General features: G+C 70.5%; 11 protein-coding genes. 6 read left to right on the top strand and 5 right to left on the bottom strand.

The window, feature by feature from the left end:
• Position 1: 1 nt before the first annotated feature.
• The 3 genes from P3X83_RS19380 to P3X83_RS19370 are packed head-to-tail and all read right to left on the bottom strand — an operon-like array spanning position 2 to position 3,455.
• The gene (locus tag P3X83_RS19380) at positions 2–1,501 is read right to left on the bottom strand and encodes a glycoside hydrolase family 3 N-terminal domain-containing protein (protein WP_277306533.1); all 1,500 of its coding nucleotides are present in this window, start codon (positions 1,499–1,501) and stop codon (positions 2–4) included.
• On the bottom strand, positions 1,498–2,433 hold the full coding sequence (locus P3X83_RS19375; protein WP_277306532.1) for a hypothetical protein: 936 nt from the start codon (positions 2,431–2,433) through the stop codon (positions 1,498–1,500). Before P3X83_RS19375 ends, P3X83_RS19380 begins: the two co-directional genes overlap by 4 nt.
• Positions 2,430–3,455: a hypothetical protein gene (locus P3X83_RS19370; protein WP_277306531.1), complete on the bottom strand. Its 1,026-nt coding sequence runs from the start codon at positions 3,453–3,455 to the stop codon at positions 2,430–2,432. Before P3X83_RS19370 ends, P3X83_RS19375 begins: the two co-directional genes overlap by 4 nt.
• Positions 3,456–3,524: 69 nt before the next feature.
• Here P3X83_RS19370 and ngcE point away from each other — a divergent pair, with 69 nt between their 5' ends.
• From ngcE to ilvA, 4 genes are all read left to right on the top strand, one after another.
• On the top strand, positions 3,525–4,919 hold the full coding sequence (gene ngcE / locus P3X83_RS19365; RefSeq protein ID WP_277306530.1) for an N-acetylglucosamine/diacetylchitobiose ABC transporter substrate-binding protein: 1,395 nt from the start codon (positions 3,525–3,527) through the stop codon (positions 4,917–4,919).
• 12 nt (positions 4,920–4,931) lie between these two features.
• Positions 4,932–5,843, top strand: a complete 912-nt coding sequence (locus tag P3X83_RS19360) for a sugar ABC transporter permease (RefSeq protein ID WP_277306529.1) — start codon at positions 4,932–4,934, stop codon at positions 5,841–5,843.
• Positions 5,843–6,748, top strand: coding sequence for a carbohydrate ABC transporter permease (locus tag P3X83_RS19355; protein WP_277306528.1), 906 nt, complete (start codon positions 5,843–5,845; stop codon positions 6,746–6,748). Before P3X83_RS19360 ends, P3X83_RS19355 begins: the two co-directional genes overlap by 1 nt.
• An 83-nt stretch (positions 6,749–6,831) precedes the next feature.
• The gene (ilvA, locus tag P3X83_RS19350) at positions 6,832–8,046 is read left to right on the top strand and encodes a threonine ammonia-lyase (RefSeq protein WP_277306527.1); all 1,215 of its coding nucleotides are present in this window, start codon (positions 6,832–6,834) and stop codon (positions 8,044–8,046) included.
• A 1-nt stretch (position 8,047) separates the two neighbouring features.
• Here the strand turns inward: ilvA and P3X83_RS19345 are convergent, their stop codons facing one another.
• Together P3X83_RS19345 and hppD are read right to left on the bottom strand one after the other, a co-directional pair.
• Positions 8,048–9,466 carry a M1 family metallopeptidase gene (locus P3X83_RS19345; protein WP_277306526.1) on the bottom strand — a complete coding sequence of 473 codons (1,419 nt, stop codon included), beginning with the start codon at positions 9,464–9,466 and terminating at the stop codon, positions 8,048–8,050.
• 96 nt (positions 9,467–9,562) lie between these two features.
• Complete coding sequence (hppD, locus tag P3X83_RS19340; RefSeq protein ID WP_277306525.1) at positions 9,563–10,663, bottom strand: 4-hydroxyphenylpyruvate dioxygenase; 1,101 nt, start codon at positions 10,661–10,663, stop codon at positions 9,563–9,565.
• Positions 10,664–10,768: 105 nt separating this feature from the next.
• Here hppD and P3X83_RS19335 point away from each other — a divergent pair, with 105 nt between their 5' ends.
• Together P3X83_RS19335 and P3X83_RS19330 are read left to right on the top strand one after the other, a co-directional pair.
• Entirely contained in the window at positions 10,769–11,254 is a 486-nt protein-coding gene (locus tag P3X83_RS19335; protein ID WP_277306524.1) for an Lrp/AsnC family transcriptional regulator, read from the top strand.
• An 87-nt stretch (positions 11,255–11,341) separates the two neighbouring features.
• Positions 11,342–13,471 carry a transglycosylase domain-containing protein gene (locus tag P3X83_RS19330; protein ID WP_277306523.1) on the top strand — a complete coding sequence of 710 codons (2,130 nt, stop codon included), beginning with the start codon at positions 11,342–11,344 and terminating at the stop codon, positions 13,469–13,471.
• Positions 13,472–13,679 lie beyond the last annotated feature (208 nt).

Raw genomic sequence — 13,679 nt, 5'->3', positions numbered from 1 at the left:
GTCATCCAATCGGAGTCGTGCCTGCCCGGGTGGGCGCGGTGAGGGCGGTGAGGGCACGGACGGCGGCGGCCGCGCTCGCACGGGACGCGCCGAAGGTCCGGATCACGCCGGAGGCACGAGGATACTCCGTTCCGGGGTAGCCCATGTCGACGACGATCAGGCGCGGTACGCGCAGCCGCGCGAAGACCTCCGCGCTCTCGGGATGACGCGGCAGGTCACGCACCACGGCCACGACGACGTCGGTCGGCCCGGCGTCCGAGAGGTCGGGAAGGTCGTGGATCGGCGGGCTCAGCACATGATCGGCGAACGCGACGCCGGCCTCGCGCAACTCCCGCGCGATGCCCCAGGGAACCGGCCCGGCCGCGATGGACGTGCGGTCGTCGAACGTCACCAGACGCACGCCGCCGCCCGCGATCGACACGTCCCCCTCGACCCTGGTCGCGCCCCACGCCGCCGCGCGCCCGATCGACCGCTCCGCCGAGGTGTCGGCCGAGCCGGGAAGGCCTGGAGTGCCGGGATAGTCGCGGGCCATCGTCCGGATCCGCCGGTCGGCCTCCTCCAGCCGTTCCACCGTCAGCTCACCGGACTCGGCGGCGGCGACGATCGCGTCCACGACGGCCCTGGTCGCGTCCTCGTACTGCTCCGCGCCCAGGCACAAGGCGTCCACCCCGGCGCGCAGCGCGCCGACGGCGGCGGCGGGCAGGGACGAGGCGTGGTTCAGCACGCCGTGCATCTCCAGCGCGTCGGAGATGACCACGCCGTCGTAGCCGATCTCGTCGCGCAGCAGGCGGGAGATCACGGTCTCGCTCAGCGTCGTGGGCGCGGCGGGGTCCAGGCAGTCCACCACGACGTGGGCGGTCATCATGCTCGCGACGTTCGCCCGCGCGCCGCGCGTGAAGGTCGGCAGGTGCTCGGCGGTGAACTCGGCATGGCCGGCCGCGACCCGGCCGAGCGCCAGATGCGAGTCCAGCAGCGACCCGCCGAGCCCCGGATAGTGCTTCAGGCACGCCGCCACGCCCGCGCTCTGCAGGCCCTCGACCCAGGCCGCCGCGTGTTCGGCGTTGTGGCGGGGCGTGCGGCCGAACGAGCGGGTGGTGAGCGGGCTGTGCCCGTCGGTCACGTAGTCGCCGATCGGCGCGAGGTTGAAGTTGACGCCCAGTTCGCGCAGCTCCGCGCCGATGCCCCGGCCGACCGCGCGGGTGGCGTCCAGATCGTCGTGCTCGCTCAGCACGCGGTTGCCGGGGTAGGGGCTGCCGCTGTCGTGGTGGATCCGGGTGACGTCGCCGCCTTCCTCGTCGATGCCGACGACGGCGTCGGGGCGGACGTCGAGGATCTGCCGCACCAGCGCGGCGACCTGCTCGGGCGTCACGATGTTGCGGCCGAACAGGATGACGCCGCCCAGCCCCTCGCGGAGCAGGTCGAGCAGCCAGGGCGGCGCGGTGGTGCCCTCGAAGGCGGGCAGCACGGTGCCGAGGGCGAGCCGGCGCAGGTGCGATGTCACGTGAGTTGCTCCTCATCGTTCGGCAGTGCCAGGTGGGCGAGCCGGACCGCGCCGTAGACCGGCTCGGTGTCCAGGATCGACAGCGGCAGCGAGACGTCCCGCGCGGTCAGCCCCGAGGCGAACGCGGCCTGGAAGGCGGGCTGCCCGACCATGACCGCGCCCGCGCCGACCACGGCGTCGGCCTGGACTCCGAGGCGCAGGGCGGTGGCCACGCTGCCGGCCAGCCGTTCCGCGTTGTCGGTGATGGCCCGCCGGGCGCAGGGCGAGCCCGCCGCCGCGCGGTCGAAGACGCCCGCCGCGAGGCCGCCCAGCTCCTCGCGTGAGCGGGTGAGGGCGCCGGGGAGGCGGCGGTCGTCGGTGAGGCCGAAGGAGTCGGCCACGAACGGGCGGAACACGGGGTCGATCTCGCCGCGGTCGAGGCAGGCGGTGTAGTGGCGGAGGGCGTCGATCACGATGCGCGGCGCGCTGCCGTGGTCGCCGAGCAGCCAGCCCCAGCCGTCGGTGAGCACGGTGGCGCCGCTCGCCGTCCGGCCGCCGACCACCGCGCCGGTTCCGGCGATCACCGAGAGCGCGTGGTCCCGGCCGCTGGCCAGGCCGACCAGGAGGGCGTCGTTGCAGACGGCCGCGGCCACGTCCGGGCCGAGTTCGGCGGCCACGGCGGCTTGGAGGTCCTTGGTCATCGCGTCGGAGTCGCAGCCCCTGGCTCCCACGCCCACCGCGGCGAGCGTCACGCCCTCGGGGGTGACCTGGCGCAGGACGTCGCGGATCAACCGGGCCCGTCCGGTCGTGGACCGGTCGTTCCAGTCCGTGTTGGGCCGGGTCTCGGCCGCGAGCGGTTCGCCGGTGGCCGCCTCCTCGATGTGGACCCGCAGGTACGAGCCGCCGATGTCGAGGCCCGCGACGCCGGGGCGCGGCTGATCCACCGTGTTCACGCGGCCGACACGACCTTCGTGTCCATCCGGACGAAGACCGGGTCCTCGGGGCGCCTGCCGATGGCCGAGCACGCCTCCTGGACGACCATCTGCAGGATCACACTCGACGCGATCGACAGCTCGGCGTCGGTCATCCCGGGCAGCTCGATCTGGTACAGAGGGCCGGTTCCGGCGTATTCGATGGGGTCGGTTCCGATGAGGTGGACGGTCGCGCCGTGGTCGGCCAACTGCCGGGCGAGCAGCGCCTCTGCCCCCCGGTTCACGATCAGGTGGACCGTCCCCGGCTTGGCGCTGTCCATGAAGCCGTGCAGGTAGGAGCGGGTGTCGAAGCTCGCGGCGGGCCTGCCGACGCCCTCGCGGATCAGCAGCGAGCCGCCTTCGGCCGCGGCCAGCCCGGCCCCCGACGAGACCAGGTCGATGTGACCGGCGCGCAGCAGGTCGACCGCGACGCGGACGGCGTCGCCGCGCCGCTCCCTGATCACCCCGGCCAGCCGTTCGCCGAACCGGATCCAGCGCTTCCCGTCCAGGTCGCCGGTGAGGTGTTCCGCCAGCAGGGCCATGGCCAGCGCGGTCGCCGTGTAGCCGATGGTCGAGACCCGGGAGTCGGGCACGTCGCCCAGCCACAGATGCCGGGGCGTCAGGTCGGCCACCGGCGATGGGATCCGGTTGACGACGCTCATCCGGGACTCCTCGGGGACCTCCGACAACGCGCGCACGATCTCGACGCTGCGCCCCGACTGGGAGATTCCGAGGTACGTCGTGCCGGGCCGTACCTGGGCGGCGGTGAAGTCGGCTCCGGTCAGCAGTTCGCACGGTATCCCGCGTGCGGAGCACTCCGCCACGAGGACGTGGGCGGCGGCGTGGCTCGCCCCGATCCCGAACACCACCAGGCGCTCCGCGCCGCTGCCCCGGTGGCGGTCGAGCTGGTCCGGCAACGCCGTGGCAAGGTGGGTCAGGGTCTCGGGTTGGCTGCTAAAGGCCTGGTCGAAGGAGTTCCACGAACTGGTTGTTGCTGTGACCATATGAGTAAGGTAGCTTACCTTACTCAGGATCGTCAAAAGATCGCGTGTCCTGTGGAAGGTGCATCCCAAATGAACGATCGTCCCTCGCCGTTCCAGCCGGCCCGCCGTTCTCTCCTGGCGTTCATGGCCCTGGCCCCCGTCGCGGGCGCGCTGGCCGGCTGCGCCACGAGCGGCGGCGGCAGCCGCCCGACCGCCGCCGCCTCCCCGACGGGGGCGGTCGATCCCGCCAACCCGTTCGCGGTGGCCTCGGATGCGCCCGTAGAGGTGATCGTCTTCGACGGCGGGTACGGCCAGGCCTACATCAAGCTGCCCGTGGACCTGTACAAGACGAAGCACCCGGCCGCCAAGATCACCCAGACCGCCACCCAGCAGATCCAGCAGACGCTCCAGCCGCGTTTCGTCGCCAAGAACCCGCCGGACCTGGTGAACAACTCCGGGTCCAACGCCATCGACTACGGCTCGCTCGTCGCCGACAAGGCGCTGCTGCCGCTCGACCCGCTGCTGGCGGCCCCCTCCTGGAGCGATCCAGCGGTCACCGTGGGCGACTCGCTGCGCCCCGGCGTTGTGCAGGTGGGCACGCACGACGGCCAGTTCGTGGTGCTGAACTACTCCTACGGCGCGTACGGCGCGTGGTACAGCGCCTCGCTGTTCGAGGAGAAGGGCTGGACCTACCCGAAGACCTGGGACGGCTACCTCGACCTGTGCGAGAACATGGCCACCGCCGGGATCGCGCCGTGGACCTACCCCGGCCAGTTCCCGTACTACATGTTCTGGTGGCTGGCCTCGATGATCTACAAGGTCGGCGGCCAGGAGGTCATCGACAAGATCAACGGCTTCGCGGCCGACGCCTGGACCGACGAGCGGACCGTCACCGCGCTGCGGGCGTTCGAGGCGATCCCCGCCAACGGCTGGGTGCTCAAGGGCAGCTCCGGGCTGAGCCACACCGACGCCCAGACGCAGTTCCTGCAGAAGAAGGCCGGATTCGTGCCCTGCGGGTCCTGGCTGGAGAACGAGATGGGGGACAGCGTCCCGGCCGGCTTCGACATGTCGATCTGCCGCGTGCCGTCGATCACCGCCTCCGACGACCGGCCGTTCGGCGCGCTGTGCGCGAAGGCGGGCGAGCCGTACGTGGTGCCGCGCGACGCCGCCAACAGCGCCGGGGGCCTTGAGTTCCTGCGGGGGATGCTCTCCAACGAGGGCGCCGAGAACTTCATCGCCAAGGCGGGCACGCTCTCCTCCAACCGCAACGCCAAGCTGCCCAAGGACGCCAAGCACGGACTCGTCTCCATCGACGACGCGCTGAAGGAGGCGGGCGACAACGTGTTCGGCGTCACCGTCGACACCCGCGACAGCCGCCTGTGGAACGACATCGCCAACGTCATGGGCCGGTTCATGAAGGGTGAAGTGAAGGCCGACCAGCTCGCCAAGGAGGCCCAGCGTCTCACCGACAAGGCCCGGGACTAGGTCGGGCGTTTCATGCGCAAGACCAACCATGGCCGCTTCATCGCCGGTTTCCTCGCGGTGCCGGTGATCCTGTACGGGGTGTTCGTGGCCTCGCCGTACGTGCAGGCGTTCTACATCGCCCTCACGGACTGGCGGGGCCTGTCCTCCGAGATCGAGATCATCGGGTTCGCCAACTTCGCCGAGCTGTTCGGCGACCCGGTGTTCTGGCAGGCACTCCGCAACAACCTGATCCTCCTGGTGACCCTGCCCGTCATCACCATAGGGCTGGGACTGTTCCTCGCCTTCATGCTCAACGCCGCGGGCGGGCCCCGGGGCGGGGAGCCGCGCGGCGTGCGGGGCGCGAAGTTCTACCGGGTCGTGTACTTCTTCCCCTACATCCTGTCGATCGCGATCATCGGCGTGTTGTGGAAGAACATCTACAACCCGATCAACGGCCTCATCAACGGCGGACTGCGGGCCATCGGCCTGGGGGAGATCCAGCCGTCGTGGCTCGGTGACGAGAGCCTGGCGTTCTGGGCGGTGCTGGCCGTACTGGTCTGGAACGGCGTCGGCTTCTACGTCGTGCTGTTCACCGCCGGGATCAAGGCGATCCCCGCCTCGCTGCTCGAAGCGGCCGTGCTCGACGGCGCGTCGCGGACCCAGGTCCTCTTCCGCATCACGATTCCGCTGATCTGGGAGAACATCCGGACCTCGGCGGTCTACCTGGGGATCGCGGCGCTGGACGCGTTCGCCATCGTGCAGATCATGACCGCCGGCGGGCCGAACGACTCCACCCAGGTCGGGGCGTTCTACCTCTACCAGAACGCCTTCTCCTACGGCCGGTTCGGCTACGCCTCGGCGATGGGCGTGGTGCTCTTCGTCGTCACGCTCGTCCTGTCCGCACTCACCCTGCGCGCGACCCGCAAAGAGAGGATCGAATTCTGATGACCACCGCCACGCACGACCGGGTGAGCGGGCCGGGGGCCGCCACCGGTTCGCGGCGGTCGCGCACCGGGAAGGCCCGGTCCTCAGGGCCGACGATCGCCGTCGCCCAGGCGTTCCTGGTCCTGTGGGCCGTCGTCTCGACCCTGCCGCTGCTGTGGGCCGTCATCAGCTCGTTCAAGTCCGACCCCGAGATCGTGGCCGATCCGTGGTCGCTCCCGGGCGCGCTGCGCTGGGAGAACTTCGTACGGGCCTGGGAGACCGCGTCGATCGGGACCTACTTCGGCAACACCCTCGTGGTCGTCGGCGGTGGCGTCGCGCTGACGCTGCTGCTGTCGGCCATGGCCGCGTACGTGCTGGCCCGCTTCGAGTTCCGGCTCAAGAGCGCGATCTACTACTTCTTCATCGCCGGGATGACCTTCCCGGTCTTCATGGCGCTCGTCCCGCTGTTCTTCGTCGTGCAGAACCTGGGACTGGCCAACTCACTGCCCGGGCTGATCCTGGTCTACACGGCGTATTCGCTGCCGTTCTCCATGTTCTTCCTGGTGGCGTTCTTCCGGACGCTGCCAGAGGAGATCGCCGAGGCCGCGAAGCTGGACGGATGCGGGGAGAGCACGATCTTCTTCAAGATCATGCTGCCGATGGCCAAGCCGGGGCTGATCAGCGTGGGGATCTTCAACTTCATCGGGCAGTGGAACCAGTACCTGATCCCCCTGGTGCTGGTGAGCGACGACAGCAAGTTCGTGCTGTCGCAGGGCCTGGCCAACCTCGCGGTGGAACAGGGATACGCCGGAGACAGGTCGGGGCTGTTCGCGGGCCTCACCATCGCCATGGTGCCGATCCTCGTCGTCTACGCCCTCCTGCAGGGCCGGGTCCAGGCGGGCATGACGGCCGGAGCCCTCAAGTGAACGCCCTCAAGTAGCGGCCGGCCGGAACCCGTTCACCACCGGGGCGTGAAGGGGTTCCGGCCGGCCGATGGGAGACTTGTCCCATGAACAACCCGCAGGTGACGTATGAGGATGTGGTCGCCGCCAGGGGCCTGCTGGCGAGCGTGGCGGTGCGAACGCCCGTGCTGCATTCGCGGGTCCTCTCCGAGACCGTCGGCGGCCCCGTCCACCTCAAGTGCGAGAACCTGCAGCGCTCCGGCTCGTTCAAGGTGCGCGGCGCCTACGTCAGGATCGCCGGGCTGACCGACGAGGAGAAGGCCAGGGGGGTCGTCGCGGCCAGCGCGGGCAACCACGCCCAGGGCGTGGCGCTCGGCGCCGGGCTGGTCGGCGCCAAGTCCACCGTCTACATGCCCGAGGGCGCCCCGCTGCCCAAGGTCGCCGCGACCCGCGCGTACGGGGCCGACGTGGTGTTCGCCGGGCACACCGTGGACGTCGCGCTGGAGGCCGCCAAGGAGCACGCCGAGCAGACCGGGGCGGTGTTCATCCACCCTTTCGACCACCCGCACGTGGTGGCCGGCCAGGGCACCATCGGGCTGGAGATCCTTGAGCAGCTCCCCGAGGCCGCCACCATCGTGGTGCCGGTCGGCGGCGGCGGCCTCGCGGCCGGGGTGGCGCTCGCGGCGAAGTCGGTGCGCCCGGGGGTGCGGGTCGTCGGCGTGCAGGCCGAACGGGCCGCCGCGTTCCCCGCGTCGCTGGCCGCCGGGCAGCCGGTGATGGTCGAGCCCGCCTCCACGGTGGCGGACGGCATCGCCGTCGGACGGCCGGGCGACCTGCCGTTTGAACTGATCCACTACCTGGTCGACAGCGTGGTCACGGTCACCGAGGAAGAGCTGTCCCAGGCCCTGGTGCTGATGCTCGAACGCTCCAAGCTCGTCGTGGAACCGGCGGGCGTGGCCGGGGTCGCCGCGCTGCTGTCCCGGCCGCACGCCTTCGAGCCGCCGGTCGTCGTGCTGCTGTCCGGCGGCAACATCGACCCGCTGCTGATGGCCAAGGTGCTGCGGCACGGCCTGGCCGCCGCCGGGCGCTACCTGGCCTTCCGCATCCGCCTGGCCGACCGTCCCGGCGCGCTGGCCGACCTGCTCGGACGGCTGGCCGGCCTCGGCGCCAACGTCCTGGACGTGGTGCACGAGCGGGTCGGCGTCCGCCTGCACCTGGACGAGGTCGAGGTGCTGCTCCAGGTCGAGACCAAGGGCCCAGGCCACTGCGAAGAGGTGCTCGGCGCGCTGCGCCGCGACGGCTACAAGCTCAACTTCGGCTGACTCACCAGTCGGTGGGCCGCGCCGGGGTGAACAGCCACGCCTTGAACAGCTCGCCGAGCTTCTTGCCCGAGCGCCGCTCGGCCATGTCCACGAACTCGTCGGTGGTCACGCTGCCGTACTCGTAGCGCGCATTGTAGGCGCGCAGCAGGTCGAAGAACGCGGTGTCGCCGATCCGCTGGCGCAGCGCGTGCAGGGTCATGCCGCCGCGCGTGTAGACCGAGCTGTTGAACAGGTCGTCGGGCCTGGCCTTGCCCGGCGGGTACTCCCACATCGGGCTGGCCTCGCTCCGGTAGTGGCCCTGGAAGATCTGCTCGGCGGACTGCTTGCCGGTGTGCTCGGACCACAGCCACTCGGCGTAGGTGGCGAAGCCCTCGTTCAGCCAGAGGTCCTGCCAGCGGCGGATGCTCAGGCTGTTGCCGAACCACTGGTGGGCCAGCTCGTGGGCGATGATGCCCTCGTCGGGGGCGAAACCGCCGTACATCGGCTTGGTCTGGTTCTCCAGCGCGTAGCCCGCCGCGTAGTCGTCCACGACGCCGCCGGTGGACCCGAACGGGTAGGGGCCGAAGACCGAGCTCCAGTAGTCGGTGATCTTGCCGGAGGTCGTGTAGAGGTCGTTCAGCGACGAGCGGTACTTCGGGTCGGTGGCGGCCAGGTTGGGCACCCCGGCGGCGGTCTTGCCGGTGCGCAGGTCGAACTTCCCGAGCGTCATGGTGGCCAGGTAGGTGACCATCGGGTGGGTCTCGCGCCAGACGAAGGTGGTCTTGCCGTCGGTCTGGCGGGGCTTGCCCACCATCTCGCCGTTGGCCAGCGCGGTCAGTCCTTTCGGGACGGTGATCTCGAAGTCGTAGGTGGCCTTGTCGGCCGGGTGGTCGTTGGCGGGGAACCAGGTCTTGGCGCCGTTGGGCTCGCCGGTCACGAACGCGCCGTCGGCGGTCGGGATGAAGCCGTAGACGCCGAGGTTGTTGGCGTCGCGGATGGGCTCGGGGCGGCCGCCGTACTCGACCTTGACGGCGAAGGCCGCGCCGTCGCGCAGGACCTCGGCCGGGGTGACGGTCAGCTCGTCGCCGTCTCGGCTGAACGTGGCGGGCGAGTCGTCGACGCTGACGGACCGGACGTCGAGGCCGGAGAGGTCGAGGTTGAAGCGGGAGAGGTCCTGGACGGCGTTGGCGCGGATGACGGCCTGGCCGTCGAGCTTCTTCACGGCCGGGTCGTAGTCGAGCCGCAGGCTGTAGTGGCGCACGTCGTAGCCGCCGTTGCCGTCGAGCGGGAAGTCGGGGTCGCCGATCCCGAGGGCCCCCGGCCGGCCGTCGCCGGTGGGCGGGGGCCCGGAGGCGGGCTCGCTCTCCCCGCTGGACGCCGTGCAGGCGAGCAGGCTGAAGATCGTGGTGGACGCCAGAGCGAACCGGCCGATATGCCGCATGACCTCTTCCCGGGTGCCGAATGGCCCGGGAAGAGGTCCCGGGCCGATGACGGCAGCCTACGGGAGACGATCCGGCGACTCCACGTGACGCGCCAGCTACAGATTGCCGCGAAGTTCCTGCTCCCGCTCGATCGCCTCGAACAGGGCCTTGAAGTTGCCCTTGCCGAAGCCGAGCGAGCCGTGGCGTTCGATCAGCTCGAAGAACACCGTAGGCCGGTCCTGCACCGGCTTGGTGAAGATCTGCAGCAGGTAGCCGTCCTCGTCGCGGTCCACCAGGATGCGGCGCGAGCGCAGCTCCTCGATGGGCGCGCGGACCTCGCCGATGCGGGCGCGCAGCTCGGGGTCCTCATAGTAGGAGTCGGGGGTGTCCAGGAACTGCACGCCGGCCGCGCGCATGTGGTCCACGGCGGCCAGGATGTCGCCGGTGGCCAGGGCGACGTGCTGGACGCCGGGGCCGCCGTAGAACTCCAGGTACTCGTCCACCTGCGACTTGCGCTTGGAGACGGCGGGCTCGTTCAGCGGGAACTTCACCTTGCGCGAGCCGTCCGCGACGACCTTGGACATCAGCGCCGAGTACTCGGTGGCGATGTCGTCGCCGACGAACTCGGCCATGTTGGTGAAGCCCATGACGCGCTTGTAGAACTCGACCCACTCGTCCATTCGGCCGAGCTCGACGTTGCCCACGCAGTGGTCCACCGCCTGGAAGAACCGCTTGGCGGGCGGGGCGACCAGCGGCTCGGCGGGCACGTAGCCCGGCAGGTGGACACCGCTGTACTCGCTGCGGCCGACAAGGGTGTGGCGGGTCTCGCCGTACGTCGCGATGGCCGCGAGCGTCACCTTCCCGTGCTCGTCCTGGGTCGTGTACGGCTCGGCCAGGCCGCGCGCGCCGTTGTTCACGGCGTGCCGGTAGGCGGCCTCCACGTCCGGTACGTCAATGGCGAGATCGATGACTCCGTCGCCGTGCTCGGCCACGTGCCTGGCCAGGTCGGTGCCGGCCCGCACCGGGGCGCGCAGCTCGAAGCGCGCGCTGCCGGACGTGAGCACGTACGCGGCCTCGTCACGGCTGCCGTTCTCGGGGCCGCGGTAGGCCACCACGCGCATGCCGAAAGCGGTCGAGTAGTAGTGGGCGGCCTGCTTGGCGTTGCCGACGGCGAAGACTACCGAGTCCATCCCGTTGACGGGAAAGTTGTCGCTCATAGCAGCAACTGTTGGTATGAGTGACCTTGTTGCGCAACACCTACCTGATTTAGTGGACAATGTGCATAACTGCCCATTCCGGATGACGAGGACCGCTGTGCAACCATGACGATCGACAGGCTGGACTCCCGGATCATCGAACTGTTCGCCGCCGAACCACGACTCGGGGTGCTGGAGTGCTCACGGCGGCTGGGTGTGGCGCGTGGCACCGTCCAGGCCCGCCTCGACAGGCTGTCCGAGCGAGGGGTCATCACCGGGTTCGGCCCCCAGGTGAGCGAGAAGGCCCTCGGCTACGACGTCACCGCGTTCGTGACGCTGCAGATCCGTCAGGTCAGCGGGCACGAGCCCGTGGTGGACCGGCTGGCGCTGATCCCCGAGGTGCTGGAGGTGCACACCATCACCGGAGGAGGTGACATGCTGTGCCGGGTCGTCGCGCGCAGCAACGCCGACCTGCAAAGGGTGATCGACCTCATCGTGGACGTGCACGGGGTCGTCAGGTCGTCATCCGTCATCGCCCTTGACACGCCCATCCCATACCGAGTGATGCCATTGGTGACCGATGTGCCGCGCCATCTGCCAGGGGAGACGTAAAGTCGAGGGAGACCGAAGCATAGTCATCGGTCGTTTACCCTGGATCGCTCCGTCAAGCTGTCGTCGGGGGACGGTGAGGAGAAAGGCATGCTCAAGCGGCGGTTCGTCCGTTACACGCTCATCGCGTTCGGCGCGGGCCTCCTGCTGGCGATCGCGCTCTTCGGCGTGGCCTGGGCCCTGACCCCGATCCCCGACGCGGCCCAGAAGCAGGCGGTGGCGCAAGGCTCGGTGATCTACTACCGAGACGGCAAGACCGTCCTGGCCAAGCAGGGCGTCAACCGCAAGACGGTCAAGCTGGAACGGGTGCCGAAGCACGTGCGCGACGCGGTGATCGCCGCCGAGAACCGCACGTTCTACGAGGACAAGGGCGTCTCACTGCGCGGCACCGCGCGGGCCGTGTGGTCCACGGTCACCGGCAAGCAGGTGCAGGGCGGCTCCACGATCACCCAGCAGATGGTCCGCAACTACTACAGCGGCCTCAACCAGGAGCGCTCGCTCACCCGCAAGTTCAAAGAGATCATGGTCGCGCTGAAGGTCGACCAGTCCAAGTCCAAGGACTGGGTCCTGCAGCAGTACCTGAACACGATCTACTTCGGCCGGGGGGCGTGGGGCGTGCAGGCGGCGTCCCAGGCATACTTCGGGAAAGACGTGGAAGACCTCTCCATCGCCCAGGGCGCCTACCTGGCGGCGGTCATCCAGCAGCCGTCCCGCTACGCCGACCCCAAGGGCGAGGCGCTGACCGCCGCCACCGACCGGTGGCGGTCCGTGCTGACCGCGATGACGCAGATCCGCGCCCTCACTCCGGAGCAGGTCGCCGAGCAGCGCTTCCCCAAGCTGGCCAAGTACAAGACCGCGCTGGCCCCCAAGGGCCAGGAGAACTACATGCTCGACCAGGTCAGGGCCGAACTGGCCTGGCGCGGCTTCGACGACGAGGACCTCAACCAGGGCGGCCTGAAGGTCACCACCACCTTCGACAAGAAGCTGATGGCCGCCGCCGAGAAGGCGGTCACCTCCACGCTGCCCGAGGCCACCCCGAAGAAGGTCCGCACCGGGCTGGCCGCGGTCGATCCGGCGACCGGCGAGGTGGTCGCCTTCTACGGCGGGCGCTACCGCTCCTCGCAGTACGACAACGCCTTCTCCGCCAAGGTCCAGGCCGGGTCCACGTTCAAGCCCTACACGCTGGCCGCCGCCCTGGAGAACGGCTACGACCTGTCCACCCGGGTCAACGGCAACTCGCCGATGCGGGTGGCGTCCTCACCGGTCAAGAACTCCGGCGGCACCTCCTACGGCATGATCAACCTGGTCACGGCCACCCGTAACTCGGTCAACACCGCGTTCGTCGACCTCGGCTCGAAGGTCGGACTGGACAAGGTGGCCGAGACGGCCAAGGCCGTCGGCCTGCCCGCCGCCCAGATCGACCCGCACGCCTCGGCGGCGACCCTCCCGCTCGGCGTCGCCTCGGTCAGCGCGGTCCAGCAGGCGTCCGGCTTCGCCGCCTTCGCGGCGGGCGGCATGCACAACGCCGCCCACGTGATCCGCTCGGTCACCCAGCCCGACGGCACCACCACCGAGGTCGCGCCGGTCGCGCGGCGCGCCTTCTCCGAGCAGACCGCCACCGACGCCACCTACGCCATGACCCAGGTCGTCGAGGGCGGCACCGGCACCGCCGCCCGCCTGTGGGGCCGCCCGGTGGCGGGCAAGACCGGCACCACCGACGCCTCGGCGGCGGTCTGGTTCGCCGGGTACACCCCGCAACTGGCGGCGGCGGTCGACATGTTCCGCGACGACAACGAGCCGGTGACCGTCCCCGGCTACGGCGCCCTGTACGGCGGCACGCTCCCGGCGCGCGTCTGGCAGGCGTTCATGACGGTGGCAATGGAAGGCGAGCCGGTCAAGGAGTTCCCCGAGCCGTCCGACCGAGGCTGGGGCCCGTCCGTCGACGACGAGCCGTACTGGAACCGCGACCGCGACCAGGACGACCGCTACACCCCCGACCCCCAGCCCACCGAGATCACCCCGACCGAGCCGTCCCCACCCCAGCCCACCGACGAGCCCACCGACGGCCCGCCCCCCACCGAAGAGAACCCCCCGGAGACCGGCCCCCCCGGCCCCGAAGAAACCACCAACCCCAATCCGGACCCCCCCAACCCCAACCCCCCGACCGCCCCCGACCAATCCCCACCCGACCGCGCCAACCGCCTGATCCCGGTCCCCTGACCGGACATCGGCCCGCCCACGCGGCCATGTCGTAAGCGGCAGGGGACGCATGCGGCCGCCTCTGGGGGCGTCGATCCGGCCCCTCCCGCCGGCCCCATACCCAGCGGCCCGGCCCGGTCAGACCTTGGGGTTCACTGTCCAGCGCCCGCGACGGCCTCCACCGGACCACGCCCCCGCCCTGCCGCGGCCCCTGCGGCCCGGAGCCCCG

Source organism: Spongiactinospora sp. TRM90649 (genome assembly GCF_029382225.1).
In the GTDB taxonomy this organism is placed as follows: Bacteria; Actinomycetota; Actinomycetes; order Streptosporangiales; family Streptosporangiaceae; genus Spongiactinospora.
This window is presented reverse-complemented; position numbering and strand designations above follow the sequence as displayed.

Excerpts from the sequence above, each read along its gene's own strand:
- P3X83_RS19330 (WP_277306523.1), top strand. The coding sequence starts at position 11,342 with ATGCTCAAGCGGCGGTTCGTCCGTTACACGCTCATCGCGTTCGGCGCG.
- P3X83_RS19370 (WP_277306531.1), bottom strand. The coding sequence starts at position 3,455 with ATGGTCACAGCAACAACCAGTTCGTGGAACTCCTTCGACCAGGCCTTT.
- P3X83_RS19345 (WP_277306526.1), bottom strand. The coding sequence starts at position 9,466 with ATGCGGCATATCGGCCGGTTCGCTCTGGCGTCCACCACGATCTTCAGC.
- ilvA (WP_277306527.1), top strand. The coding sequence starts at position 6,832 with ATGAACAACCCGCAGGTGACGTATGAGGATGTGGTCGCCGCCAGGGGC.
- P3X83_RS19360 (WP_277306529.1), top strand. The coding sequence starts at position 4,932 with ATGCGCAAGACCAACCATGGCCGCTTCATCGCCGGTTTCCTCGCGGTG.
- P3X83_RS19335 (WP_277306524.1), top strand. The coding sequence starts at position 10,769 with ATGACGATCGACAGGCTGGACTCCCGGATCATCGAACTGTTCGCCGCC.
- hppD (WP_277306525.1), bottom strand. The coding sequence starts at position 10,663 with ATGAGCGACAACTTTCCCGTCAACGGGATGGACTCGGTAGTCTTCGCC.
- ngcE (WP_277306530.1), top strand. The coding sequence starts at position 3,525 with ATGAACGATCGTCCCTCGCCGTTCCAGCCGGCCCGCCGTTCTCTCCTG.
- P3X83_RS19355 (WP_277306528.1), top strand. The coding sequence starts at position 5,843 with ATGACCACCGCCACGCACGACCGGGTGAGCGGGCCGGGGGCCGCCACC.